The sequence below is a fragment of the Myxococcus sp. AB056 genome, assembly GCF_006547365.1.
Taxonomy (GTDB): domain Bacteria; phylum Myxococcota; class Myxococcia; order Myxococcales; family Myxococcaceae; genus Myxococcus; species Myxococcus virescens.
In genome coordinates, this window is record NZ_VHLB01000022.1 from 1 (window position 1) to 23,858 (window position 23,858).

The window sequence follows — 23,858 nt, forward strand, 5'->3', positions numbered from 1 at the left end:
CAATTCCTGCGTGCGGGTGGGATGGGGCGCAGACCTTGCGCCCTGGGTGTTTGAGCGCGTGCGCCGCGGCGGGGGGCATGGCAGGCTTGGGGGCCCTCACCTTCGAATCGTTGATGCCCGACCCGTCCGTACTCGCCACCTGGGGCCTCCCGGGGCTGTTCCTCATCGCGATGCTTGCGGGCTCCGTGGTGCCAGTGCCGTCGGAGGCGCTGCTGGCCGCGCTCGTCTACGGCGGGACGGCGCCTGTCACCGCCATCGGAGTGGCCACCATGGGCAACGTGCTGGGCGCGCTGTCGCTCTACGTGCTGGGCCGGTGGGTGGCGGGCGGTGGTGGAGGCGCCTTGGGGCGCTGGTACGCGCGGCGCCGTGAGAAGGAAGGGCCGCGCATGCAGCGCGTGGAGGCCTGGACGCGGAAGTGGGGCGCGCCCGCGCTCGTCATGTCCTGGATGCCCGTGGTGGGTGACGCCTTCGTCATCGCCGGCGGAATGCTGGGGGTGCGCCCGCTGCCTTTCGTCTTCTTCGTCACGCTCGGCAAGGGCCTTCGTTATCTCGCCGTCGCCCTGTCCGCCGCCGCCGCGCTGTAGTGCCCGTCCCGGACGGTTTCACCGATGTTTCACGCAACGTGTCTGCGTTTCGCTCGATAAAGGAGACGGGTGAGCATCGCATTCCCCGTGAATCGGGTAGCGTGTGGATGTCTCATCCGACCACTCAACAGCTCCTTGTCAGGGGGCAGGACCGGACATCATGCGTGACGACGCAACTCCTTCAAGCCATGTGCAGTCGAACTGGCGGCGACATGTCGCCGCGCTGTTGCTGGCGGTGCTCGCGGCGTGTGGTGGCGAGGACTTGGCGCTGGAGTCCGTGGGGCTCGACGGCGCGGAAGTCGGGCAGCGGCAGGACGCGCTGGGCGAGGTCCGTCTTCGCCTGCTGGCGGCCAACACATCCAGCGGCAACGGGCAGGACTACGACCCGGGCCACGGCATCCGCATCTTCCAGGGCACGGACGCCGACGTGGTGATGATTCAGGAGTTCAACTACAAGTCGAACTCCGCGGCGGACATCCGTGGCTTCGTGGACACGACGTTTGGCACGCAGTTCCACTACTACCGCGAGGGTGGGGCGCAGATTCCCAACGGCATCATCAGCCGCTACCCCATCATCGCCTCGGGGGAGTGGGATGACCCGTACGTCTCCAACCGCGACTTCGCCTGGGCGCGCATCGACGTGCCGGGCCCGAAGGACCTCTGGGCGGTGAGCGTGCACTTCCTCACCACGGGCAGCAGCAACCGCAACGCGGAGGCCAGCAATCTGGTCAGCCGCATCAAGGCCAACATCCCCGCGGGCGACTACCTCGTCATCGGCGGAGACTTGAACACCGGCAGCCGCAACGAGTCCGCGTTCAGCACGCTGTCCCAGGTGGTGCGCACGGCGGGCCCGCACCCGGCGGACAAGAATGGCAACACCAACACCAACGCGAGCCGCAACGCCCCGTATGACCACGTGCTGGTGGACAGCGACCTGTTCGCGTACCAGACGCCCGTCGTCATCGGTGGCAGCACCTTCACCAACGGCCTGGTGGTGGATACGCGCGTCTACTCGCCGCTGAGCGACATCGCGCCCGCGCTGTCCGGTGACAGCGGGGCCTCTGGCATGCAGCACATGGCCGTCATCAAGGACTTCATCATCCCGGGCGACAGCTCGCCCGGCGACAATGCCTCCGTCACGGTGACGTCGCCCAACGGCGGTGAGAGCTGGGCGGGCGGGAGCGTGCGAAACATCACCTGGACGTCGACCAGCGTCACGAACGTGAAGCTGGAGTACACGCTCAATGGCAGCACCTGGAGCACCCTGGCCGCCAGCACGGCAGCCTCCGCGGGCAGCTACGCGTGGACGGTGCCGTCCAGCGCCACCACCACCGCGCGGGTCCGCGTCAGCGACGCGTCCAACGCGAGCGTCAGCGACCTCAGCAACGCGGCCTTCACCATCACCACGGCGCCGACGGGTGGCACGGGCAAGGTCATCATCAACGAGGTGATGGTCAACGAGCCGGGCTCGAACGTCGTGGGCGAGTTCGTGGAGTTGGTGAACACGGGCACCGGGGCGGTGGACCTGAGTGGGTGGACGGTGTCCGACGCGGCCAGCCTGCGCCACACCTTCCCCAGTGGCACCTCGCTGGCGGCGGGCGGCGTCATCGTGGTGTTCGGCGGCGCGGCGGGCATCCCGGCCGGCACGCCCAACGCGGTGTCCGCCTCCACGGGCACGCTGGGCCTGTCCAACAGCGGTGACACCGTCACCGTGAAGACGGCCACCGGCACGGTGGTGGAGTCCGCGGTGTTGTCCTCCGGTGTGAGTGGCACGGATGGCGTGTCCGCCAACCGCAGCCCGGACCTGGGCGCCACGGCGACCTTCGTGCTGCACACCAGCCTGTCCAGCCTGCAGTCCTCGCCGGGCCGTCGCGTCAACGGCTTGGCGTTCTGAGCCTCCCTGTTTGAAGTGTCGCGGCCCTGCTTCCCGTTCGCGCGGGAAGCGGGGCCGTGTTGTTTGAGCGGAGCCTCAGTGGTTCTCCGGCGGCGTGGGGGACAGGGGCACGCGCGCGCGCGTCTCCGCCGACAGCACGGACGGGCGGATGATGAGGCTCTCGTCGCCGCTGGGACCTCCGGGCGTGGCCGGGTCTCCGGGGCGCGGCGTGGGCCGGCCGTAGTCGCGCTCGTAGATGCGCAGCAGGGCCAGGAAGAAGGCCACGATGAGGGGCCCCAACAGCAGGCCCACCGTGCCAAACGCGGCCAGACCTCCGAGCAGCGCGAAGAAGACGATGGCCGCGTGCTGGTGCATGCCGCGCCTGGCCAGCAGCGGCTTCACGATGTTGTCCACCAGCCCCACCACCACCGTGCCCCAGATGGCGAGGAACAGCGCCGCCCACGGGTGGCCGCTGAAGAACATCAGCGCCGCGGCGACCAGCACCACGATGGCGGCGCCCACGGCGGGGATGAGCGCCATGAAGAACGCCACGCCCGCGAAGAAGAGCGCCGCGGGGACGCGGGCGATGAGGAACCCGACGAGCGCCGCCACCGCCTGCACGCCCGCGGTGGCCACCGACGAGACGAGCACCGCCACGGAGACGCTGCGGAACTCCCGCAGGATTTCATGCGTCTGGCCGCGCCGCAGGGGCGAGACGCTCTCCACCCAGCTCACCAGCCGCGCGCCCTCCGTCAGCAGGAAGAAGAGGGCGATGAGCATCATCACCGTCTGGAACGCGATGGAGCCCGTCGCGGCCACCGCCCCGGTGACGGCCCGCGCCGCTGTGCCGCCCTGCGTGCTCACCTGTTGCTGGAGCGTCTCGTCGAGCTGGGCCTGCTCCAGGGGGATGCGCTCCAGCAGCCCCTCGACCGGGCCTCGCACGGGGCTGGGAATCTTGCCAATCAGTCCTTCCACCCCTTCCCGCTGCACCGTGTCGGAGACGAACTTCACGCCGTCCGACACCTCGGTGACGATGAAGGCCGTGAGACCTCCCAGAGGGAGAAGCAGGGCCAGGATGACGCCCGAGACGATGACCCCCGCCGCCAGGTTGGTGTGTCCGCGGAGCTTCCGGCTCAGCCGCGAGTAGACGCCGTAGAAGGTTCCCGCGAGCACCGCCGCCAGGAAGAAGGCCTTGGCGAACGGGCGGACAACCAGGGCCAGCAGGATGATGGAAAGAATGATGAGGCCAGTGAACACCCGCCGGGCGGTCTGCTCGGTTGCCATACCCGTCAAGGTAGGGCGGCCATCACAGAAGGGTAGGGACGGGCGGCACTTTTGTCTGCCTGCCTGCTGTCTTGCCAAGAAGGCTTGGGCCCGGCCTCAAGGCGGCTAGAGTGGCCGCGCCATGCCGCCCTTCGAATCCACCCAATTCACTGTCTGGCTGCTCCAGGCGCTCTGCGCCGTCTTCCTGGCCATCCTCTTCCTCCAGTCTGGCCTCGACAAGGTCATCGATTGGAAAGGCAACCTGGGCTGGCTCACGGGCCACTTTGCCAAGAGCCCCCTGCGCGGCGTGGTGCCGCTGATGCTGGCCACCGTCACCGTGCTGGAGCTGGCGGCGGGCGCGCTCAGCGCCGCGGGGCTGGTGTCGCTGGTGGCCACGGGCAGCGCGACGCTGGCCTTCTGGGGCGCGCTGCTCTCCGCGGTGTCGCTGGTGGCGCTCTTCTTCGGCCAGCGGATGGCGAAGGACTACGCCGGCGCGGGCGGGCTGGTGCACTACTTCCTGCTGACGCTGGTGGCGGTGTACGTCACCCGCCTGGGCTGAGTCAGAGCACCTTGCGCGTGGGGACCAGGGCGTTGGCGGACAGCAGTCCGGCCACCAGTGCCACGGCCACCATCAGCATGGAGAAGGCCGTGTCCACGCCGGCCACCACGTCCCGCTCCAGCAGGGATGACAGGCTGCGGAAGCCCACGCTTCCAGGCACCAGCAGCATGAGCCCGGGCACCAGCGTGGTGATGGAGGGCTTGTTGCGCAGCCGGGCCAGCGCGTTGCTGCCCATGGCCAGCAGCAGCGCGCCGACAAAGGCACCCAACTGCGCCCCCAGCAGCAGCGAGCCCAGACGGGCCCCCGCGAAGGCGAAGGTGCAGGCTCCGGCAATCCAGCCCCAATCCCTGGGGCGCGCGCGGAAGAGCACGCACACCGCGAAGATGGCCACCAGCAGCATGGGCAGCTGCGTCCAGTCCGGCAGCGCGGGCGGCAGCGGCGCCACGGGCGGCTCGGGCAGCACCACGGACAGCCGGCTGCCCAGGGCCACGCCGAAGCCCAACTGAAGGAAGACGAGCGCCGCCGCCGTGAGCCGTGAGGTGCCGGAGATGAGGTTGCGGGTGGCCAGCTCGTTGATGGCCACCGTCAGGGACAGGCCGGGGAGCAGGACGATGAGGCCCGCCAGCGTGGCCACCTGCGCGGACAGCGGCCCCATCAGGCTCGCGGCCAGCGCGGCGACGGCGGAGGACAGGATGGCGGCCACCGGCTCCAACACCCGGGCCGTGGAGGGCTGCTTCCGGGTGAGCACGTTCAGGGTGCCGATGAGCAGGCTGCTGAACGCGGCCACCGCCATCTCCTTGAGGCCTCCGCCGAACAACCGCCCCGCGGCGCCGCCCGCGAGCGTCCAGCACAGGAGCTGGAGCGCGGGGCCGAAGCGATCGGGCTGCGCGAGGATGGCGTCCACGCGCTGGGCCCCTTCCGTCGGGGGCACCTGACCGTGGATGACGTCGTCCGCCAGCGTGTCCAGCAGCGTCAGCCGTTCCAGGTCCATGTCCCCCGGCTCCACGCGGATGAGCGAGGTGCGCAGGGCCTCCGGCGGTCCGAAGGACGAGAAGATGGACGTGGGGGTGGAGAAGAAGCGCCCCTCCAGTCCGAAGCGCTCCGACACCCGCTGCATCAGCAGCTCCAGGCGATGTGCGGGCGTGCCGTAGCGGTGCAGCGCCTCGCCCAGCCGGATGGTGAAGGCGACGGCGGGGCCCGGCGGCGGGGGATGACTGACGGCGGTGCGGAGTTCAGGAGGGACGGCCACGGCGGCGCACATGGCAGAGGCTCCGGGCTGAGTCAAACGGCAGTGAGGCACACCCCTGGTGCCAGGGGCGCAGCCCGCCTGCCTGGGCCCGGCGCCTCGCACCTTCAACGTCGCGGGTTCGGGTCAGCCTCCTCCTGGGAGTTCCGCCCATCAGCGCGTTTTTCCTGAATCCTCCACGCGGGTCGTTTCGATGTGGCTCGCGCTGACGCTGGAGGTGTCGGACGCTGCCTGATTCGAGCTCCCTGGACCGCCAGGCGCTTGCTGTTCCTCCTCCCGCAGTTCAGCGCGGACCAGGCGGCGTGCCTGCTCGGTGAACTCGGAGAAGCGCGCTCCGAAGCGGTCTCCGTCCCGATGGGGAATCGTGGGTTCCGTTCTGGGTGCTCCCCTCAGGACTTGATGAGCCGGCCGAGTACGAAGCCCGCGGCCACGCACCCCGCGATGAAGAGTCCGGGCCGCTCGCGGACCTGTGTCTGGGCATCCGCGAGCAGCTCTTCGGTGGTTTCGTTCTCCAGCCGGTCGGACGTGCGGCGAAGCAGTCCCGCCGCGCTGCCGAGCAACGGCCGCTCCACTTTCGCCTCGTCCCTGTCCGAGATGCTCTCCAGCGTGGAGACGAGTCCCCGCATTCCCTTGGCCACGTCACCCCGGCGGCTCTCCACCTGGTGGTAGATGCGCTTCTTCGCGGCGCTGCTCAGTTGCTTCGCCTGCTCCTTGCCGGCCTGCGCGATTCCGGATGTACCGGGCTCGTCACGGGCGAGGCGGGAGCCCTCTTTCGAGCGCTGCCCGTACCCGCTGCCTTGGATGCTCCCGTCAATGACGCTTCCCATGCTGACTCCTTCAGGTTTCGAGGGGGAAACTGTCGCGAGGGCTTCACAGGTCATCGTCCCCGCGTGTCTTCGCCTCAGAAGGTAGACATGCTGCATGGCTGGCCTGGACGGAGCCTGGTACGCAGGCAGGGTGGGCGGTGGAGGGCGCGGGCGAAGGTGGGTGGAATGAGAGAGGACGTGGGGAGATGGCGCGGAAGCAGCGGACCCCGAGGTGGCTGGAAGCGGCACGACGGAGGGGGCCGGAGGACGTGCAAGCCTCCGGAAGGTCGGACTGGTTGGCGAGGGCCCTGGGGAAGGCCGGAGTGATGCCTCGCGCCCAGGCGGAAGCGGCCATCCGCGAGGGACGGGTGACGCTCGATGGGCGGGTGGAGCACGAGCCCTTCGCGCCGGTGCGTCCGGGGATGGAAGTGCGGGTGGACGGGCGGGTGCGGCACCTGGAGGCGCCCGTGTTGGCGCTGATGTTCCACAAGCCAGCGGGGCTGGTGGTGCACGGCTCGGACGCGGAAGGCGTGGGCACCGTGTTCGAGTGTCTGCGTGAGCGGCTCACCCATCCGCTGCGCGACTATGAGTGGCTCGCGGTGGGCCGTCTGGACCGGGACACCACGGGGTTGCTGCTCTTCACCAACGACGAGCGTCTGGTCCAACACGGAACATCGCCCGAGCGGCACCTGCCCAAGCGCTACGTGGCGGCCGTGGTGGGGCCGCCACCGGAGGATGCGCTCCGCCGGCTGCGTGAGGGCCTGGTGCTGGAGGACGGCCCGACGCGGCCCGCGGGTGCCCGACTGCGCGCGCCGGACGTGGTGGAGCTCACCCTGACGGAAGGGCGCAACCACCAGGTGAAGCGGATGCTGGCGGCGGTGGGACATCCGGTGCGGACCCTGCACCGCGAGGCCGTGGGCGGCGTGACGCTGGACGTGCCCGAGAGCGCGTGGCGGTTGCTGACGGACGAGGAAGTGTCCCAAGGGTTGTCCTTCTCCGTCGTCTCCTGAGGCCGCGCCCGCCGCGTGTAGACTTCAGGGCCATGGACGATTCCGCGGCCCGTGAGCGTGGCGGCTTCCCCGCTCGGGCCTTCTGTCTCGGTGTCTTCGGCGTCACGGCGGCCTTCAGCCTCTTCTGCCTGGGCGTCGAGTACACACCGGACTCGTTGCACTACCTCTCCGTGGCGCGTGGGCTGCTGTCGGGCTCAGGGCTGTCGGGCACGCTGCTCGCGGTGGACACGGACGTGCCCCGGCCACTGGATTTGTGGCCGCCCCTGTTTCCCATGGCCTGGGCCGCCCTGTGGTAGCTGGGGCCGCAGCTCTGGTGGGTCCATCCTCCCTTCTCACGTGCCCCGTGGTGGCGGATGGCTACCCCGAGCGAGGTTTCCTGACGCGGCAGACACTGGGGGCCTACCTGCTGCGGCACGGCGCCGCCTACGAGCGCTTCTTCTGGTTCGATACCAGACCTCCGCCCGTCGACGCGGCTGCCTTCGAGGCCGTCGAGGTCGCCTCCTTGGAGACGAACGCCTACTGGTCCACCGTGTGGAGCACTGTCTGGGAAATCCGTCCCGTGGACCGCGCGTCTCCCGTGGACGGACGCGAGGCGGTCCACGCGCCGTAGACATCCGCCGCGTGGGCCTCAGCGCTCGCGCGCCGCGACGGCCTCGACGAGGCTCCGGATGTCCTGGGCCAGCGCCAGACTGGTGGGGAGCGGTCGGCCGAGGAGGCTTGGTACACCGGTGGCCACCTGGGCGGAGTTGGTGAAGACGCAGGCGCTCACCTGCGCGAGCTGGGCGAACGAGACAGGCCGCTCCACGATGGGCAGCGTCCCCACTTGTCCGGCCTCCAGAAGCACTTCGCGGATGATGCCGGGGAGACACGGCGCGGACAGCGGCGGCGTGACGAGTACCCCGCCGCACTGGAAGAAGACGTTGGCCGTGGGCAGCTCGCAGACCTCGCCGGCCTCATTGCCGAGCAGGGGCAGGCGCTCCATCAGGCTGTACTGCCGGAAGTAGGCGAGGCCTTTGTGGTTCAGCGTGGGCTCGCCGCGGCGGTATGCCCCCGGCTCCTGGCTGTCCAGGGCCCGTCCCTCGCGGTGCATCCGCTCCAGGTCTGGGGCGTGCTCGCGGAAGGTGAGCAGCACCCGGCCATCACTTGCCGACAACTTGCCCACACCTCGGAACGTGGGGCCCAACGCGGCGTCGGCTCGCAGGCAGCGCTCAATCGCTTCGCGCACCGCGGCTTCAGCGAGGTGCTCCGACGGTGGCGTGCGGACGGCGCCGGGGAAGGCGGCCAGGCTCGCGCGCAGCCGCGCCAGGTGCCGGGCGAGGAACCAGGGCTCGCCGGCCTCGATGCGGAAGGTGGTGAAGAAGCCCGCGCCGAAGAAGAAGCCCTGCGCGAAGTCCCGCAGGGGCAGTTCTTCCCAGCGCCGTACCTCACCGTCCACCGCAACCGTGGAGAACATGGCGGCCTCCCGTGCGCTCAGTGCGCCGGCTCCAGGAAGTTGGCGAGCAGTTGGGGCCCCTGGGGCGTGAGGAACGATTCAGGGTGGAACTGGACGCCTTCCAGGCGCGGCAGCTCGCGGTGCTTGAGGCCCATGATGAGCCCATCCTGCCACGCCGTCACTTCCAGGCACGCTGGCAGGCTCTCCGCGTCCACGACCAGGGAGTGATAACGGGCCGCGGTGAAGGGGGCGGGCAGTCCTCGGAAGACGCCCTGGCCCGAGTGCTGGATGGCCGCCGTCTTGCCGTGCACAGGCACCGGAGCGCGCACCACCTTCGCGCCGAACACCTGGCCCAGGCACTGATGCCCCAAGCACACCCCGAGCACGGGCACCCGCCCGCCCAGGGCCCGGATGACGTCCATGGACACGCCCGCTTCGTGGGGCGTGCAGGGGCCGGGCGAGATGAGGATGTGGTCGGGCCGGAGCGCTTCGACCTGCGCGACAGTGATGGCGTCATTGCGCACCACCTTCAGCTCGGCGCCCTGGGCACCCAGCGCCTGCACGAGGTTGAAGGTGAAGGAATCGAAGTTGTCGATGACGAGAATCATCCCTGCCTCCCCACCGATGCCAGGGCCAGGAGCTGCGAGCGCGCCTTGTTGAGTGTCTCCTTGTATTCCTGTCGGGGCTGCGAGTCGTGGACGATGCCGCCTCCCACCTGCGCGTAGGCCTGGCCGTCCTTCACCACCAGCGTGCGGATGACGATGTTCAAATCCAAATCACCCGTGAAGGACAGGTACCCCAGCGAGCCCGTATAGAGCCCACGCGCATGTGGCTCCAGCTCGGTGATGATTTGCATCGTGCGTATCTTCGGCACGCCCGTAATCGTCCCGCCTGGGAAGAGCGCGCCCACCACGTCCAGCGGCTCCACGCCCGGCGCGAGCTGGCCGACGACCTCCGATTCAATGTGGAGGACGTGGGCGTACTCGACGATGTCCATCAGCTTCGTCACCTCGACCGAGCCATAGGTGCACACCCGGCCCAGGTCGTTGCGCTCCAGGTCCACCAGCATGGCGTGCTCGGCGCGCTCCTTCTCGTTGGTGCGCAGCTCGTGGACGAAGCGCGCTTCCTCTTCGGGCGTGCCCCGTCGGCGCGTTCCGGCGATGGGCCGCGTGGTGGCTCGGCCGTTCTCCACGCGCACCAGTCGCTCCGGTGAGGCGCTGACGACGTGGAACCCGTCACCTTCGAGATAGCTGGCGAAGTGGACGGGGTTGATGGCGGACAGCGTCTCGTAGAGCGCGAGCGGCTCACCGGGAAAGTCCACCTCCAGCCGCTGTGAGAGATTGACCTGATACGTGTCACCGGCGCGGATGTACTCGCGCACGCGCTCGACCGCGTCAAGGTAGGCATCGAGGGTGAAGTTGGAGCGATACGCCGAGGTGGGCCCGTCCATCGCGGGTGGCAGGCGTGGCGCCGTGGGCGTCGCGGTGCGGACGTGGGCCTCCAATGCGTCCAACCTGCGCTCACAGTCCTCCCAATCCGAGCCCGTGGCCACCGCGAGCAATTGGCCCTCGTGGTGGTCCACCGTCAGGAAGGTGTCGATGAATGACAGGTCGATTTCGGGCAGGTGCAGGTCGTCCCGTGGGTGTCGGGGCAGGGACTCGAAACAGTGCGCGGCCTCGTAGCCGAAGAAGCCCACCGCGCCGCCGCAGAAGTGCGGCATTCCGGGATGACGCACGCCACGCCACCGGCGCAGCAGCGAGCGCAGCACCTCTCGCGGCGTGCCCTGCTGGAGCGCGCCATCAATGAAGCACTGTCCTTCTTTCGCGGTGAAGCGCAGGAAGGGCTTCGCGCCGACGAACGAATAGCGCCCCTCGGCGCTGACCCGGGTGCTCTCCAGCAGGAACCGGCTTTCCGCTGGGAGGGCTCGCAGGAGGTCCACGGGACGCAGCGCCCCGAGCGGAAGCCGCCGCACCACAGGCACCTGGTTGTAGCCCTGGGCCACGAATGTCTCGAAGGACGTCCGGTCCGGGAAGCGCGTGGGGGAGGGCGGGCGGCTCATGTCGAGGCGCTTGATACCAGGAACGTTCCGTCCAGTTCGAGTCGTCCATGGCCCCGGACGGGGGGCCCGGTGGAATGAACGCTCCGTGCGGTCAGCGTGAGCCGCGTTCCAGCGTGCGGCGTGCCTCCTTGAGGATTTCGTCCTCGGAGAGCTGGTCGGTGCGAATCGCGGAGCGGTCCGCCTTCAGTTGCTGGACCTTCCCTTCGCGCAGGACATGGAACTGGCCCGGCTTCTGGCCGGGGAGGCGGGTTTCGGCGTCGATGCGGGCCTCGGTGAACATGGGCTTGAGCTTCTTCAGGGCGTTGTCTTCCTTCACCCCGCCGACGAACCAGGTGCGCACGTTCTCCCGGCACTTGTAGTCCAGGTCTCCCGGGCTCTGCGTACCCAGCATGACGCCCACGCCCGCCGAGCGCGCGCGCTTGAGCAGGTTCTCCATCGGCTGCTTCGTCGCGGGCTTGCTCGTCGCGGGCAGATAGATGTCGGCTTCGTCGAAGAGCATGACCGCCTGGAGCCTGGAGGCGGGGTGCTGGCTGGTCCAGCGGTTCGCCTCCTGCAGCAGTTGAGACACCCAGAAGCGGACGCGGCTGAGGTCTCCCAGGTACTTGGTGCTGATGATGCTCAGTCGCGTCTTGCCCGGTGTGCTCGCGGCGCCGAGCCCCAGCAGTTCGCTGAAGTCCAGGCGTTCTCCACCCGTTGCCAGCAGGGGGCGGAGGTCGAGCCGGAGCACTTCGAGGTCCTGGGCGAGCTTGGCGAACGTCTTGGTTGGCAGGCCCCCTGTTTCCTGCCGGAGCGACTCGTCCTGCTCCGCGACGAACTTCTGGACCATCTCCAGAGTCAATTCAGTGCCCGGAGGCCGCTGGACCAACAGGCGCAAGGCCTGCGTGAGCAGCGCCCGGGCTGCCTTGTCATTGGGACTTGTCCTGTATTCGAGCATGCCCGCGATGGCGTCCGCGGCCTGCTGCACACCTTGTTCACGCTCCTCCGGCGACAGGCTTTCAAGGCCGCGTGGAATCACAGGGATGGCCAGCGGCCGTCCGTCGGAGCGGCCCGGCGTGTAGAGCGCGACCTCGACGCGCTCGCGCAGCAGCCGGCGCCGCTCGATGAGGGCGGGGTCGTCCAGATGTTCCTCCCAGGAGAGGTCCCGCGCGTACGCGGCGAGGTCCCCCTTCCGGTCGACGAGGATGGCGGGCACGCCGCGGAGGAGCAGTTGCTCCAGGACGTTGAGCGCCAGCGTCGTCTTGCCGCTTCCCGTGGTGCCCAGGAAGGCGCTGTGGCGGGTCAGCTCGGAGGGGTCCACGGTCACCACCTGGCTGAACACACCTTCCGAGGAGCCAATCCGCAGCGGCCCTGTGAGTGTTTCCGGGGGACGTGGGGAGGGCGTCGGAGCGGCGGGGCTCGCGTTGCCCCTGAATCCGATGGGGAGCTTCATTCCCTGGGGCGGTGTCATGGTGCGGCCCGTCAGCATCGGCGATTCGATGGTGATGTCCTGCAACGGGTCATCCGAAAGGGATTCGGCCCGGCCTTGTCTGGTCCCCTGGCAGACGATGGGCTCGCGGGCGGGGCGCACGCCTCTCGCCTCCAGAGCGCTCGTTTCGGCACGGGCAGGAGGGGTGGACTTCGCTCCCGAGAGGACTTCGGCCGGGACAGGCGTTCCATACGGCAACGTCGGTGGGCTGTTGAACAGCTCCGTCTGTGCCTTGGTTGCGGTGCTCCGGGCGCCGACATTGGCCGTCGGGACACCCGTGCCACCCCTGGGTGTGGTCTTGGACGTCTTGGGCCCGGAGGACGGGGGCGTGGCGTCCGGCTTCTCCAGCCCCAGGATGTCGCTCACGGACTTGAGCCGGGTGATGGGGCGAGCCGTCCGGCTCCATTCCAGGAGGGCGGCTTCACCCGCATGCCTCTCCCGGAAGGTGCGCAGGGCCATGAGGTCCCGAAGCTCCGTGTCTCCGACGACGACCCGGCGTCCGCCCTTGCGGAGCAGCGCGCCCAGTTGCTCGGCGACGACCCCGCCGGGGCGGGCTGGAGGGAAGTCGGTGGTCCGCACCACCACAGGTGTCTTTCCCGAGGCTTTCTTGAGCGCTTCGGTCATCTGCCTGCCGAGGCCGCCGCCACGCGAGTCCCGCTCACACAGCGCGACGAGGAGCTTGCTTCCCTCCGGGTGGACCTGGACGTCCAGCATCTCCTTGTCCTTGGGCTTGACGTCGAAGCGCTTCGCGTCTCCGAGCTCCTTGCCGCCGGCTTCAATGGCCCAGGCCAGCAGCTCCGCGACATGCGCGGGCTCTTCGGGTGGGTCGATTCGCAGGGTGGCGCGGAAGTCCGTCCACAGTTGGTCCATATCCAGCTTGGAGGCTCGCGGCTGCTGCGCCACGGGTGGCGTCGCCACGCCCGGGTCCTGGGGACGTTGCAGCGGGAAGCTGGCGGGCAGCTTGCCGTCCTGGATGGCGCGGTCGCGGTAGCGGCGGCACTCATCCAGGACGTTACGGGGGCGGTGTCCGCCCAGCGCGTCGAAGCCTTTCGCCGGAATGGGCCAGGTCGGGTCCGACGGGGAGACCGTGAAGCCTCGCTGTTCGAACAGGTCTTGAAGTCGCCGCGCCGCGAGGTCCCTGGCCGTTTCGGCCGTCACCGTCCGCTCCAGCGTCACGGGCTCGGGGTCGTTCTCGATGCGATCCACCGTTCCCTGGTTGAGCAGGGGCTTCATCTTCGACCAGTAGTCGGCGAGGCAGCAGAAGACCACGACCGCGCGAGGCACCTTGCTCGCGATGGCCGCCAGGCTGTTCATCGCGCGCCGGAAGGAGTTCTCCATCTGTGGGCGCTGCTCGAAGTCGCTGACGTCCTCGACCTGGTCGACGCAGAGCACGAGCGCCTGGCCCAGGCCGCCCATCAGCCGTCCAAGGTGCTCCACCATCCGCGCCGGCGCATCGTCGGCGGTCCGGGGGATGAGGTTGCCAATGACGCGCTGGTCCGCCTCGGACAGTTTCTCGCAGCGCAGCCAGTGGAAGATGCGGCGGTTGAGCCGAGGGTCTCTTCGATGCAGGTAGATGAGGGCGCGCAGCAGGTCGACTTCCACTTCCCGGAAGCGAGGGTCCAGCAGCAGCTCGTCCGCCACGGCCCGGATGGTGCCGTGCAGCTCCTCATCCTCCAGAATCTTCTCGTCCTGCAGGTGCAGCACGAATGCGCTGTTGCACTGGGCCATGAGCGCGTCCGAGAGGCGCATCAGCCCGCTGTCGTCATCGCCTCCCGCCCGAATGAACGGCTTGTCCAGGGAATCGATGAGGTTGGACAGGATGTAGCGGTCGTACTGGGTCGCATCGACGGTCATCGGCATGTAGCCGACGAAGCCCTTCCGCTGACCATGCGCGAGGTTGCGGAAGGCGCGCACCAGGTGCGTCTTGCCGCTGCCTGATTCACCGAGCAGGAGCAGCAGCTTTCCGGCGCTCGGGGGCGTGTCCGAGGAAGCCTTGTCGAGCAGCCGCTTGAAGGAGCGGCGAGCCGGCGCGTTGAGGGCCTCCACGTCGAACGGGTCCGCCTGCCAGATGTGCTGGCCCTGTTCGACGCTGGTGAAGACCTCGCGAGAGTCATCAAGGAAGATATCGAGGCGGGGGTCGTTGGCCACGGGACGCTCCTGGGTTCGGGCTAGACGACGACGAAGTGGAAGCTGGCGCCGAAGGACCGGACCTCGGATTCGGCGACGTCTTTCGGGTCCATGGCGGACACGAGGTCCGCGCGCGTCAGGGACAACTGGCGGGTTCGGTTGGCCTCCAGGAGCGCCGCGTCGAAGGCCTCACGGGTGCTCCACTCCGGCTGGAGGGCCTTCCACACGTGGGAGATGAAGACCTTGTTCTCGCCGAAGCGGCCCGTGGGAAGGGCGCGGGCGACCGACAGCACGCGCTCGGCGAAGGCGGCCGGAGAGGGAGGGGCGTCTGGACTCGTGGGGGCACGGTCCGCCGGCGCGTCCTCGGAGGCGTCGGCGTCCTGCGCGACAGCCCACCGTCGCATCAGTGACAGGCGCACGGCCTCCGCATCCACGCGGGGGGCGCCAGCCGCACGTGCCGCGAGCTGCTCCACGCCCTTGCGTGGGTCCGTCGTTTTCGCGTCCAGCATCTGCCCGAGCAGGTGGGCCTGCACCGCGCCCAGGGTGAAGGGCCGGTCCGTCTCGACGCCGAGCTGCCGCCACAACAGCCGGTCTCGCGTCTGCGCCAGGGTGAGGCCTTCCTCGGTGTCCAGCCCATGCTGGCGCTGAAGCGCGGCGGCGCGCACGCCGTCGGCACCCTTCATCCGCGCCATCACCGCCTTCGATGGCTGCAGGTCCAAGCTGCGCGCCACCAGGTGCGTGGCCTTCAGCCTCTTCCACGTCAGCCCGCGCGGCGGCTGGTCCAACTGGAGGAAGCGCAGCACCTCTGTCCGGCCCTTGGGCGTCAGCTCCAAGCCGCTGCGCCCGCGCACCGCCACGGTTCCTCCGCCCAGCAGCGCCTCCATGAGCGCCTCGAAGCGGAGCTTCCATTCCGCACGGCTGAGCTGATGCTCCACGAAGGGCCGGAGCGCATCCTCCAACTCCTTGCGCGTACCGCGCCGCTCGCTGCGCGTCATGAGCCAGGACAAGGCAATGCCTGACAGCCGGTGGTCAGCGCTTCCCATTCGATGCGTCCTTCCCGGTGAGCTCACCCCTGCGGGTGGCAATCAACGTGTCGAGGGTTTCAAGAATCTCTTCCAGTCGCGTCACCACGTCGTCCGCGAGGAAGCGGACCACCCAGTAGCCCGAGCACTGGAGCGCAACGTCCTTGCGCCGGTCTCGGCGGAAGCCGTCGGGGCTGCGGAAGTGGAAGTAGCCGTCGATTTCCACAGCCAGCTTCAGCTCCGTGCAGAGCAGGTCCACTTCCAGCCTCCGGCCACCTCCGACCGGGTCCACATGGCCATTGAGGACGAAGAGGCCCCGAGTGGAGGCATGGTCCTGGAGCCGGGCGTGCAGGAACTTCTCCGCCTCGCTCCGGGCGCGGCCATTGGCGTCCCGGTAGGCCGAGGCGATGGTGCGCACCGCCGAGTCGTAGAGCGCGACGACCTGTTCGGACGAGCCTTCCTGCCGGAGCCGGACGCGCGTGGACGCCACCGCGGCCTCGGGGAACTCGCGGGTGTCTTCGTCGAGCTCCGGCTCGGGCAGGTCCAGCCGGCCTTCCCGCAGCATGGCGAGGACGTGGGACTCCTCCCTCCGGAGGTGCTCGGCGAGTGCCTCGGCGGTGAGCACGCAGCCCGTCGTGATCGCGGGGGCCGCGGTGCACAGGGCCGCGGCGGTGCGGAGTGCCCGGAAATCAGAGGCGCCGGCCCGCACGCGCAGGGCCGGCGTGCTTCCGGCGGGGACCAATGCCATCAGCGTTTGGAGGGCCGGCAGCGGCGCGCGCGCAATGGCCTGGCTCACCGCGTCTGGAAGCACACCGGACGGCGGCGGGGCCGGGCTCTCCAGCAGGGCCCGGCACAGCTCCCAGGTGGCGGACTGTCCTTGCGGGGGCGTGAGGCCTTCCAGCAACACGCGCCGCTGGTGCGCCGTCTTGCCTTGGAACTGGAGCGTCCGTGCCGGGTTCTGAGGCTGGGAGCGAACGACGAACACCTCCGCGTCACCCATCAGGTCCCGTTCCCTGGCGAGCGCCGCCGCCCACGCGGAGACGACGGCGCGCACGTCATCCCCGTCCACGACAACGACACTCAAGCCTCGGCCCTGAATCCACTCCGTCCAGACGGACAGCGCCCGCTCCGGCGGCCCGACGAGCGTGCTCAGCGTTGCAATGCCTTGCGCGCGTCTCCGGGCATGCCGGTCCAGTGAGCCGAGAAGCGCTGCATCCAATGGTGGGTGCAAGCCATTTCCCCCGAGGTCGCGCGATGGTCTGCCTTCGCGGAGGGTTGGAAGCCTGCTCCTCTCATGGACTTCGATGCAACCCCCTGGGGTGGTGTGGACAGATGAGAGTGATTGTGCTTGGGCGAGTCAAAAATTGCATCCCGAGGTCTTTCGGACCCCGTGCTTGCAATGTCTGTCGTCTGTGCAACGGCTCACGCCTCTTCCACGCCCAGCGCCGCGCGCAGTTCGGGCATCCGGGCCAGGGGCACCGCGCCGAAGACGAAGCGGTCCGGCCGCACCACGGCCACGTCCGCGCCGTGCTCCCGGAACCACTCGGACAGCCTGCCGGTGTGGTCCTCCACGCTGTCGTCGCCCAGGCCCGGGACACCCGCGGAGCGCACGGTGACGGCGCGCGCCCCCAGGGATTCGGCCAGCTCCCGGGCCACCTCCGTCCCCGGGCTGCCGCCCCGGCTCAGCACGGCGAAGCTGGAGCCCAGGCTGTCATCCAACAGGTGTTCCTCACCGGACGCACGACGCACGCGCGGTTGGGGAAGGTAGCTGCCTTCCGCGGCCTTCCGACCCGAGCGGCGGCCGCCCAGCATCCAGCCTTCCTCGATGGCGGGCGCCGGCTTGAAGCGGAATCCCTCCACGAAGCGGCGCGCGGCCGGAACGGCCTGGAGGCCCCGGAGCACGGTGTCACGTACCCAGGCCATGGGCGTGCTCCGCGCGGTGAACACGGAGCCCAGCCGCGCGGTGGCTTCCAGCAAGGCGCGCACGTGCGGACGGCGCTCCACGGCGTAGGTGTCCAGCAGCGCCTCGGGGGCGCGGCCCTGGAGGACCCACGCCAGCTTCCACGCGAGGTTCGCCGCGTCGCGCAGCCCGGACACCAGGCCCTGACCCATGAAGGGCGGCAACAGGTGGGCCGCGTCTCCCGCCAGGAAGGTGCGGCCCACGCGCCAGCGCTGCGCCACCACCGAATGAAAGCTGTAGAGCTGCGCTCGCTCCACCGTCACCCGGTCTGGATTCACATACGGCCCAATCAGGCGGCGAATCGTGCCGGGCTGCGTCATCTCCTCGCCCGTCTCGCCCAGGCGCAGGCGGAACTCCCAGCGGAACCGCCCCACGGGACCACGCCCGACGAAGCCGGGGCGGACCGGGTCGCAGACGACATGACATTCGGCGGGGGCGTCTTCCTCCGCCACGGTGCCGGAGATGGCAATCCATGGCTCCTGGCCGCCGCGGCCTTCCATGGGGATGCCCAGCAGCGCGCGCACCGTGCTCCGCCCACCGTCACACGCCACCAGGTAGCGGGCGCGCACCCGGTGCCGGACTCCGGATGTGAGGTACCGCACGGTGACGCCCGCGCCGTCCTGTTCCAGTGACTCCACCTCGGTGCCCGTGCGCAGCTCGGCGGCGGGGAAGCGTGAGAGGCCCTCGCGCAGCGCCTTCTCCAGGAGCGGCTGGTGGAAGAACCAGATGGGCGCGTGGCCATAGCCGAGGTCCACCTGGCCCAGTTGGACCTGGGCAATGGGTTGGCCGCGCACGCCGGTGAAGGTGACGTGGCGGCCCTGGCGCAGGTCGGGCTTCAGCGCGTCGAGCAGCCCCGCGGCCTGGTAGATGCGCAGGGCCTCGTCGTCACAGGAGAAGGCCCGGGGTTGGCCATGCGGCGCGGCCTCTCGTTCGAGGACGAGCACGCGCACGCCCTGGAGTCCCAGGAGGTTGGCGGTGAGCACGCCCACCGGCCCGCCTCCCGCGATGACCACATCCACTTCCTCGATGTCGGCCGACATGGACTTCCCCCCGGAAGCAGGTCCGCTGCGGGGAGAAGTCTAACGTCCTTGGCCCCCCGCAGGGAGGATGGGCGAGGATTCGCGGAAGATGCGCAGCGAGTCCGCCACGCTGTGGCGGTATTCGAAGCCCGTGGCGTCCAGGAAGCGGCGGTTGTCCACGACGATGGGGAAGCGCAGGTGGTCCAGCGCGCCCATTGACAGGCGGGGGAGGCCGGCCCGGCCCAGCAGCATCGATAGCAGCGGCGCGGGCAGAGGTACCGCCCTGCGCCCTGTCTCCCGGACGATGACGGACAGCGGAATCGGCGGAGGGCCCGCCACGTTGAAGAGGCCCCGGACCTGCTTCTCCAGCGCCAGCGTCAACGCCGTCACCACGTCTTCCTCCTGGAGGACGTGGAACAGGGGGTCATACCCGAGCACCAGCGGCACGCGACGGCCCTTGAGGAAGGAGGACAGCGTGCCGGTGCCGGGCGCCCCCAGGGTGTAGGGCAGCCGCAGCACGGCCGTCGTCATCTTCGGCAGGCGCCACAGCGCGGTGGCCGCGTACAGGTCGGCGGCCACCAGGTCCGCCAGCTCCGGAATGGCCTCCAGCGCGCGAGGCGGCTCGTCCTCGGAGTGGTACAGCGGCGAGTCCGGCGCCGCGCCGTAGAAGGTGTGCCGCCCCACGAAGAGCACCTGCTTCACGCCATGGGCCGCGCAGTGGTCGAACACCGCCTTGGTGCCGTCAAGGTTGATGCGCCCGCGCTCCTTGCCCGGCACCGTGAAGGCGGTGACGGTGGCCATGTGCACCACGGCTTCGGGACGCCAGCGGCGGAAGACGTCCTCCGCGGCGCGCTTGCGCACATCGCCCCGGTAGACCTGGATGCCGGCCTCTTTGGCCTCGGCCCAGGGGCGGGTGTCGATGCCCGCCACCTGATGCCCGCGCGCGTGCAGGTGCAGCGCGAGCTGGCGGGCAATGCCTCCGGAGATGCCTGGAATCAGCACCCTCATGGCAACAGGTTCCTCCCAATCCGCCGGCTGTGCCGCTGCGCGCGGCCGCGCTCGATGAGCCCCGCGATGCGCTGCTTCACCTTCTCCACATAGCCCTCGATGACGTGGTCCTCTTCGTCCCCCGTGCCATGGAAGACGAGCGGCTCGCCGTAATGGATTTCCAACTGCACCGGCAACGGCAGCGGCAACAGGTAGGGCGTCAACGGGACGTAGGGCACGCCGAGCAGCTTCCCCAGCGTGTACGCGTTGAACACCGTGGGGACGGCCGAGCCGCCGCCCAGGAACGCGAAGGGGATGATGGGCGAGCGCGTCTGCAACGCCAGGCGGACGAAGCCGGTGCCGAAGTCCACCAGCGAGTAGCGCTCGTTGTAGAGCTTGGCCGTGCCGCGCGCGCCCTCGGGGAAGATCATCAGCAGCCGGTCATCCTCCAGCAGGCGCTTGGCGTGCTCGGGCAGCCCGATGAACTGGCCGGTGCGGCTGGCCCACAGCGAGGACACGGGGAAGTTGTGGAGGAAGCGCTCCACCATGCCCTGCGCCAGCCGGGGCGGGTCCATCTCCAACATGGTGGACGTCAGCACCATGGCTCCGTCTACCGCCACGCCGCCGGAGTGGTTGCCCACCAGCATTCCGCGGCCCCGCGGGGGGATGTGCTCCACCCCGTAACAGCGCACGCGGAAGTAGTAGCGGTAGATGGCGCCAAAGACGCGCAGCGCATGTTTCACGTGAGACTTGGAGATGCCGTACGGGTCGACGCCGTATTCGTTGAAAGGCAGTTCCAGCCGGTCCACCCGGGCTTCCAATGAGTCGGTCAGGGCCACGGGGGTCACCGTACCACCCCGACGTGCCCAGCCCCGCCGCTTTCCACACCGGGTTCGTTGGGCACCCGCCGGGTGTTGAGCGATACTCGCCCGCGCGCCCCCCAGCCCCCCATCCATGACACACCAGGACGAGCTCGCCATCGAGGTGAAGGGATTGGTCAAACGTTTCGGCGACGTCACCGCCGTGGACGGAATCGACCTGGACATCCGCCGTGGCGAATGCGTGGGCCTCCTGGGCCCCAACGGCGCGGGCAAGACGACGACCGTGGAAATACTCGAGGGCCTCCAGACGGCCACCTCGGGGGAGGTGCGGCTCCTGGGGTTGCGCTGGGAGACGGACGCGCCGGTGCTGCGGGAGCGCATTGGCATGACGCTCCAGGAGACGCGGCTGGTGGACCAGCTCACGGTGGAGGAGATGGTGCGTTTGTTCACCTCCTTCTACCCACGCCCCCTGGAGGTCGAGGCGCTCATCGGGCTGGTGCAACTGGGCGAGAAGCGCCATGCCCGGGTGGGCAAGCTGTCCGGCGGCCAGAAGCAGCGGCTGGCCTTGGCGCTGGGGCTGGCGGGCGACCCGGACGTGCTCTTCCTGGACGAGCCCACCACCGGGTTGGACCCCCAGTCGCGCCGCGCCTTGTGGGACGTGGTGGCGCAGCTCAAGGCGCGCGGGCGCACCGTGGTGTTGACCACGCATTACATGGATGAGGCCGAGGTGCTGTGCGACCGGCTGGTCATCATCGACCGGGGCCGGGTGATTGCGCGCGGGACGCCGCGGGACATCATCACCACGCTGGGCGCGGAGCAGGTCATCGAACTGGAGGCGGAGCCCTCGCCGGACCTGGAGCGGTTGCGCCCGCTGCCGTCGGTGGTGGCCGCCCAGCGGCACGCCGGCCGCATCACCCTGCGGGTGCGGGAGCTGCACCGGGCGCTGCCGGAGGTGCTGCGCGAGGTGGCGGCGGGGGGCGGCCAGTTGCTGCACCTGTCCACCCGGCGCCCCACGCTGGATGATGTCTTCATCGACATGACGGGCCGCTCCCTGCGCGAGTCCGCGGAAGAGAAGGCGGCCTGATGAACGCCCTGGGCCAGCTGGTGTTGATGCGGCTTCGCATGTTGATGCGGCAGCCGGAGGTGCTGTTCTGGACGTTCATCTTCCCCGTCGTCACCTCGCTGTTCCTGGGGCTGGCGTTCCGGAATGACTCCCTGGGCCCGGTGCGTGTGGCCGTGGCGGAGGGGCCGGGCGCGCCGGCGCTGATGGCGAAGCTGGAGGGCGTGCCGGAGCTGTCCGCCGAGGTCGCGGACGAAGCGTCCGCCCGGCGGCGGCTGGCGCGCGGGCAGCTCTCCCTGGTGCTGCTGCCGGGCGCGGTGCCCGAAGCGCTGGTGGACCCCAGCCAGGCGGAGGGCCGCACCGCGCGGCTCCTGGTGGAGCAGGCGCTCGCCGCGCCGGAAGACGCCGCGCGTCCCGCCGTGGTGAAGGCCACGCCGGTGTCGGAGCCGGGAAACCGCTACGTCGACTTCCTCATCCCCGGCCTGCTGGGCCTGTCGTTGATGTCCAGCAGCCTGTGGGTGGTGGCGGGCTCGCTGGTGGCGATGCGCGGAGGCAAGCTGCTGAAGCGGCTAGCCGCGACGCCCATGCGGCGCTCCCAGTTCTTCGTGTCCTACATGCTGGCGCGCGCGGGGTTCGCGCTGGCGGAGGTCTTCTTCTTCTGTGCCTTCGCGCGCTGGCTCTTCGGCGTGCCGATGTTCGGCAGCTACTTCACATTGACGCTCGTGGGGCTCGCGGGTGCGCTGTGCTTCGCCGCGCTCGGCGTGCTGGTGGCCATCCGGGCGCGGACGGAGGAGGCGGTGGGCGGGCTCGTCAACCTCGTCTCGCTGCCGATGATGTTCGTCTCCGGCGTCTTTTTCGCGTCCGGGAACTTCCCCTCTTGGTTGCAGCCGGTCATCCGCGCCTTGCCGCTCACGGCCATCAATGACTCGCTGCGGGCCGTCATGCTGGAGGGCGCAAGCCTGGCTTCACTGGGTGCGCCCATGTTGGTGCTGGCCGCGTGGACCGTGGTGCCACTGCTGCTGGCTCTTCGTTGGTTCCGCTGGACGTAAAGGAGCGCTGCTTCGTGTCACAGCCCGTTTCCGCGCCGTCCCCCGCCTTCGTTCAGCAGCTCAACTTCCACGCGCGAGATGCCAGCAACGAAGCGGCGGCACTTCAGGCCGCCTTCGCGCTCGGCCTCTTCGGGCACCTTCCGGAGACGGGCTCGGGCGAGCCGGTGTCCTTGGAGGTGCTCGCGAAGCGGGTGGGCGGCACCTGGCGAGGGACGCGCTCCGTCGTCGAGCCGCTGGTCGCGTTGGGCTTCGTCCACTTGGAGGAGGGGCGGGGGTATTCGCTGCCCGCGTCGACCGCGGCCTTTCTCCGGGACGAGGCGTTCACCACGAGGCTGAAGGAGGCGCGGCGGTGGTGGCATCCGTTGGCGCTGCTGTCCCAGGCCGTGCGCGGTGGCGGCCCCGTGGCGTGGGGCGGGGAGTCGTGGGACGTGCTCGGGTGGTACCGTGCGCTGTTCCTGTCGCCCGCGCCATCCACCCCGAGCGCCGAGGCACGGGACTTCCATGACCGCTTCGCCCGCAACCCCGCGCGCACGCTGGCGTTGGTGACAGCCGCGGAGCTGGACGTGCTCGTGAAGCTGGTGCGCGGGCCTGTGCCGCTGGACGTGCTGGCGCGGGAGGTGGGCGCGTCGGCGGAAGCGCTGGAGGTGCTCCTGGGCGCGCTGGCGGCAATGGGCATCGTCCAGGCGCAGGAGGCAGGCTGGGGCTTCACGGAGGCCGCGGGCCGGGCGCTGGACGCCCAGAGCCTTCCGTACTTCCAGCGAGCGCTGCCGGCGACCATGGCCTACTGGGAGGCGCTGGGGCACCTCGACGAGGCGGTGCGCGAGCAGCGCTTCCGGCTGGACTTGCGTGACCCGGAGACTGCGCGGCGCATCTACCAGGAGAATGCTTCACGCATCTCCAGCATCTTCGCCTCGCACCTGCGGCTGAGCCGGCAGGCCGCGACGCTGGTGCGGTCGATGCGGCCATTGGCACAGGCGCGCGTGTTGGACGTCGGCACGGGCTCGGGCGTGTGGGGCGCGGCCTTCGGGTTGGTGGACCCCACCACGCACGTCACGTACCTGGATTCGCCGCACGTGCTGGACGCGGTGCGCCCCCACCTGGCGAAGCTGAAGCTGGAGGCTCGCTCCGAGCTGTGGGCGGGGGACTGCCTCTCGGTGGACTACGGCGAGTCCCGCTACGACGTCATCCTGCTGCCGCAAATCATCCCCGCGCTGCCGCCCTCGGAGCTCCCGAGCTTCTTCGCCCGGCTGGCTCGAGCGCTGCGTCCCGGCGGGCTGCTGCTCATCTCCGGCTACCTGCTGACGGACCGGCGCGACGGCCCGCTGGACGCGCTCTACTTCGCGCTGCGCCGGTACGTGACGAACGAGGGGGACGTGCTGTCCCTGCCGGAGTTCCGCGCGCTGCTGGGGCCGGTGGGCCTCACGGACGCCCGCGGCTTCGACATGCCCATTCAGCAGGTCGTCATCGCTCATCGGGGCGACGTCGCGTGGCCAGACGTCGCTCCCTCCGCCTGATT

General features: G+C 69.7%; 21 protein-coding genes. 9 read left to right on the forward strand and 12 right to left on the reverse strand.

Features of this window, described 5'->3' with window-relative positions; genetic code table 11:
* Positions 1-113: 113 nt before the first annotated feature.
* Together FMP39_RS12490 and FMP39_RS12495 are read left to right on the forward strand one after the other, a co-directional pair.
* On the forward strand, positions 114-584 hold the full coding sequence (locus tag FMP39_RS12490) for a YqaA family protein (protein ID WP_141590185.1): 471 nt from the start codon (positions 114-116) through the stop codon (positions 582-584).
* A 160-nt stretch (positions 585-744) separates the two neighbouring features.
* Positions 745-2,478 (forward strand): lamin tail domain-containing protein, encoded by a 1,734-nt coding sequence (locus tag FMP39_RS12495; RefSeq protein ID WP_228557930.1) that lies wholly within the window; start codon positions 745-747, stop codon positions 2,476-2,478.
* Between the two features lie 75 nt (positions 2,479-2,553).
* On the opposite strand, the gene FMP39_RS12500 is transcribed toward FMP39_RS12495, so the two are convergent.
* Complete coding sequence (locus tag FMP39_RS12500; RefSeq protein WP_141590134.1) at positions 2,554-3,741, reverse strand: AI-2E family transporter; 1,188 nt, start codon at positions 3,739-3,741, stop codon at positions 2,554-2,556.
* Between the two features lie 121 nt (positions 3,742-3,862).
* Between FMP39_RS12500 and FMP39_RS12505 the strand changes: the two genes are divergently transcribed.
* Positions 3,863-4,279, forward strand: coding sequence for a DoxX family protein (locus FMP39_RS12505; protein ID WP_090484245.1), 417 nt, complete (start codon positions 3,863-3,865; stop codon positions 4,277-4,279).
* 1 nt (position 4,280) lies between these two features.
* Here the strand turns inward: FMP39_RS12505 and FMP39_RS12510 are convergent, their stop codons facing one another.
* Together FMP39_RS12510 and FMP39_RS12515 are read right to left on the reverse strand one after the other, a co-directional pair.
* On the reverse strand, positions 4,281-5,540 hold the full coding sequence (locus tag FMP39_RS12510) for a threonine/serine exporter family protein (RefSeq protein ID WP_141590135.1): 1,260 nt from the start codon (positions 5,538-5,540) through the stop codon (positions 4,281-4,283).
* A 374-nt stretch (positions 5,541-5,914) separates the two neighbouring features.
* Positions 5,915-6,352 (reverse strand): hypothetical protein, encoded by a 438-nt coding sequence (locus tag FMP39_RS12515; RefSeq protein WP_141590136.1) that lies wholly within the window; start codon positions 6,350-6,352, stop codon positions 5,915-5,917.
* 185 nt (positions 6,353-6,537) lie between these two features.
* On the opposite strand from FMP39_RS12515, the gene FMP39_RS12520 reads away from it, so the two are divergent.
* The 3 genes from FMP39_RS12520 to FMP39_RS37935 are packed head-to-tail and all read left to right on the forward strand — an operon-like array spanning position 6,538 to position 7,951.
* Entirely contained in the window at positions 6,538-7,341 is an 804-nt protein-coding gene (locus FMP39_RS12520) for a pseudouridine synthase (protein WP_141590137.1), read from the forward strand.
* Positions 7,342-7,373: 32 nt separating this feature from the next.
* Complete coding sequence (locus tag FMP39_RS37930; protein WP_228557932.1) at positions 7,374-7,637, forward strand: hypothetical protein; 264 nt, start codon at positions 7,374-7,376, stop codon at positions 7,635-7,637.
* A 17-nt stretch (positions 7,638-7,654) separates the two neighbouring features.
* Positions 7,655-7,951 carry a hypothetical protein gene (locus tag FMP39_RS37935; RefSeq protein ID WP_228557933.1) on the forward strand — a complete coding sequence of 99 codons (297 nt, stop codon included), beginning with the start codon at positions 7,655-7,657 and terminating at the stop codon, positions 7,949-7,951.
* Positions 7,952-7,969: 18 nt separating this feature from the next.
* On the opposite strand, the gene FMP39_RS12530 is transcribed toward FMP39_RS37935, so the two are convergent.
* From FMP39_RS12530 to FMP39_RS12570, 9 genes are all read right to left on the reverse strand, one after another.
* Positions 7,970-8,794 (reverse strand): aminotransferase class IV, encoded by an 825-nt coding sequence (locus FMP39_RS12530; protein WP_141590138.1) that lies wholly within the window; start codon positions 8,792-8,794, stop codon positions 7,970-7,972.
* A 17-nt stretch (positions 8,795-8,811) separates the two neighbouring features.
* Positions 8,812-9,381 (reverse strand): aminodeoxychorismate/anthranilate synthase component II, encoded by a 570-nt coding sequence (locus tag FMP39_RS12535; RefSeq protein WP_141590139.1) that lies wholly within the window; start codon positions 9,379-9,381, stop codon positions 8,812-8,814.
* Positions 9,378-10,832 carry an anthranilate synthase component I family protein gene (locus FMP39_RS12540; RefSeq protein ID WP_141590140.1) on the reverse strand — a complete coding sequence of 485 codons (1,455 nt, stop codon included), beginning with the start codon at positions 10,830-10,832 and terminating at the stop codon, positions 9,378-9,380. The genes FMP39_RS12535 and FMP39_RS12540 overlap by 4 nt, the downstream gene beginning before the upstream one ends.
* 91 nt (positions 10,833-10,923) lie before the next feature.
* A complete protein-coding gene (locus tag FMP39_RS12545) occupies positions 10,924-14,445 on the reverse strand; it encodes an ATP-binding protein (protein ID WP_141590141.1) in 3,522 nt (1,173 codons plus the stop codon).
* A gap of 20 nt (positions 14,446-14,465) precedes the next feature.
* Complete coding sequence (locus FMP39_RS12550) at positions 14,466-15,467, reverse strand: hypothetical protein (RefSeq protein ID WP_141590142.1); 1,002 nt, start codon at positions 15,465-15,467, stop codon at positions 14,466-14,468.
* Positions 15,454-16,677: a DUF559 domain-containing protein gene (locus tag FMP39_RS12555; protein WP_141590143.1), complete on the reverse strand. Its 1,224-nt coding sequence runs from the start codon at positions 16,675-16,677 to the stop codon at positions 15,454-15,456. The genes FMP39_RS12550 and FMP39_RS12555 overlap by 14 nt, the downstream gene beginning before the upstream one ends.
* A 191-nt stretch (positions 16,678-16,868) precedes the next feature.
* A complete protein-coding gene (locus tag FMP39_RS12560) occupies positions 16,869-18,446 on the reverse strand; it encodes a bifunctional 3-(3-hydroxy-phenyl)propionate/3-hydroxycinnamic acid hydroxylase (RefSeq protein WP_141590144.1) in 1,578 nt (525 codons plus the stop codon).
* Between the two features lie 39 nt (positions 18,447-18,485).
* Positions 18,486-19,433, reverse strand: coding sequence for an SDR family oxidoreductase (locus tag FMP39_RS12565; protein WP_090484221.1), 948 nt, complete (start codon positions 19,431-19,433; stop codon positions 18,486-18,488).
* Complete coding sequence (locus FMP39_RS12570; protein WP_228557935.1) at positions 19,430-20,260, reverse strand: lysophospholipid acyltransferase family protein; 831 nt, start codon at positions 20,258-20,260, stop codon at positions 19,430-19,432. Before FMP39_RS12570 ends, FMP39_RS12565 begins: the two co-directional genes overlap by 4 nt.
* A gap of 106 nt (positions 20,261-20,366) precedes the next feature.
* Between FMP39_RS12570 and FMP39_RS12575 the strand changes: the two genes are divergently transcribed.
* Genes FMP39_RS12575 through FMP39_RS12585 form a run of 3 tightly spaced genes read left to right on the forward strand, consistent with a single transcriptional unit; the run spans position 20,367 to position 23,856 of the window.
* Entirely contained in the window at positions 20,367-21,317 is a 951-nt protein-coding gene (locus tag FMP39_RS12575; RefSeq protein ID WP_090484217.1) for an ABC transporter ATP-binding protein, read from the forward strand.
* Positions 21,317-22,342 (forward strand): ABC transporter permease, encoded by a 1,026-nt coding sequence (locus FMP39_RS12580; RefSeq protein ID WP_141590146.1) that lies wholly within the window; start codon positions 21,317-21,319, stop codon positions 22,340-22,342. The genes FMP39_RS12575 and FMP39_RS12580 overlap by 1 nt, the downstream gene beginning before the upstream one ends.
* A 14-nt stretch (positions 22,343-22,356) precedes the next feature.
* A complete protein-coding gene (locus FMP39_RS12585) occupies positions 22,357-23,856 on the forward strand; it encodes a class I SAM-dependent methyltransferase (RefSeq protein ID WP_141590147.1) in 1,500 nt (499 codons plus the stop codon).
* Positions 23,857-23,858: the final 2 nt, after the last annotated feature.

Coding starts and splice junctions, on each gene's coding strand:
- FMP39_RS12490 (WP_141590185.1), top strand. CDS start 114: ATGCCCGACCCGTCCGTACTCGCCACCTGGGGCCTCCCGGGGCTGTTC.
- FMP39_RS12495 (WP_228557930.1), top strand. CDS start 745: ATGCGTGACGACGCAACTCCTTCAAGCCATGTGCAGTCGAACTGGCGG.
- FMP39_RS12500 (WP_141590134.1), bottom strand. CDS start 3,741: ATGGCAACCGAGCAGACCGCCCGGCGGGTGTTCACTGGCCTCATCATT.
- FMP39_RS12505 (WP_090484245.1), top strand. CDS start 3,863: ATGCCGCCCTTCGAATCCACCCAATTCACTGTCTGGCTGCTCCAGGCG.
- FMP39_RS12510 (WP_141590135.1), bottom strand. CDS start 5,540: ATGTGCGCCGCCGTGGCCGTCCCTCCTGAACTCCGCACCGCCGTCAGT.
- FMP39_RS12515 (WP_141590136.1), bottom strand. CDS start 6,352: ATGGGAAGCGTCATTGACGGGAGCATCCAAGGCAGCGGGTACGGGCAG.
- FMP39_RS12520 (WP_141590137.1), top strand. CDS start 6,538: ATGGCGCGGAAGCAGCGGACCCCGAGGTGGCTGGAAGCGGCACGACGG.
- FMP39_RS37930 (WP_228557932.1), top strand. CDS start 7,374: ATGGACGATTCCGCGGCCCGTGAGCGTGGCGGCTTCCCCGCTCGGGCC.
- FMP39_RS12530 (WP_141590138.1), bottom strand. CDS start 8,794: ATGTTCTCCACGGTTGCGGTGGACGGTGAGGTACGGCGCTGGGAAGAA.
- FMP39_RS12535 (WP_141590139.1), bottom strand. CDS start 9,381: ATGATTCTCGTCATCGACAACTTCGATTCCTTCACCTTCAACCTCGTG.
- FMP39_RS12540 (WP_141590140.1), bottom strand. CDS start 10,832: ATGAGCCGCCCGCCCTCCCCCACGCGCTTCCCGGACCGGACGTCCTTC.
- FMP39_RS12550 (WP_141590142.1), bottom strand. CDS start 15,467: ATGGGAAGCGCTGACCACCGGCTGTCAGGCATTGCCTTGTCCTGGCTC.
- FMP39_RS12560 (WP_141590144.1), bottom strand. CDS start 18,446: ATGTCGGCCGACATCGAGGAAGTGGATGTGGTCATCGCGGGAGGCGGG.
- FMP39_RS12565 (WP_090484221.1), bottom strand. CDS start 19,433: ATGAGGGTGCTGATTCCAGGCATCTCCGGAGGCATTGCCCGCCAGCTC.
- FMP39_RS12575 (WP_090484217.1), top strand. CDS start 20,367: ATGACACACCAGGACGAGCTCGCCATCGAGGTGAAGGGATTGGTCAAA.
- FMP39_RS12580 (WP_141590146.1), top strand. CDS start 21,317: ATGAACGCCCTGGGCCAGCTGGTGTTGATGCGGCTTCGCATGTTGATG.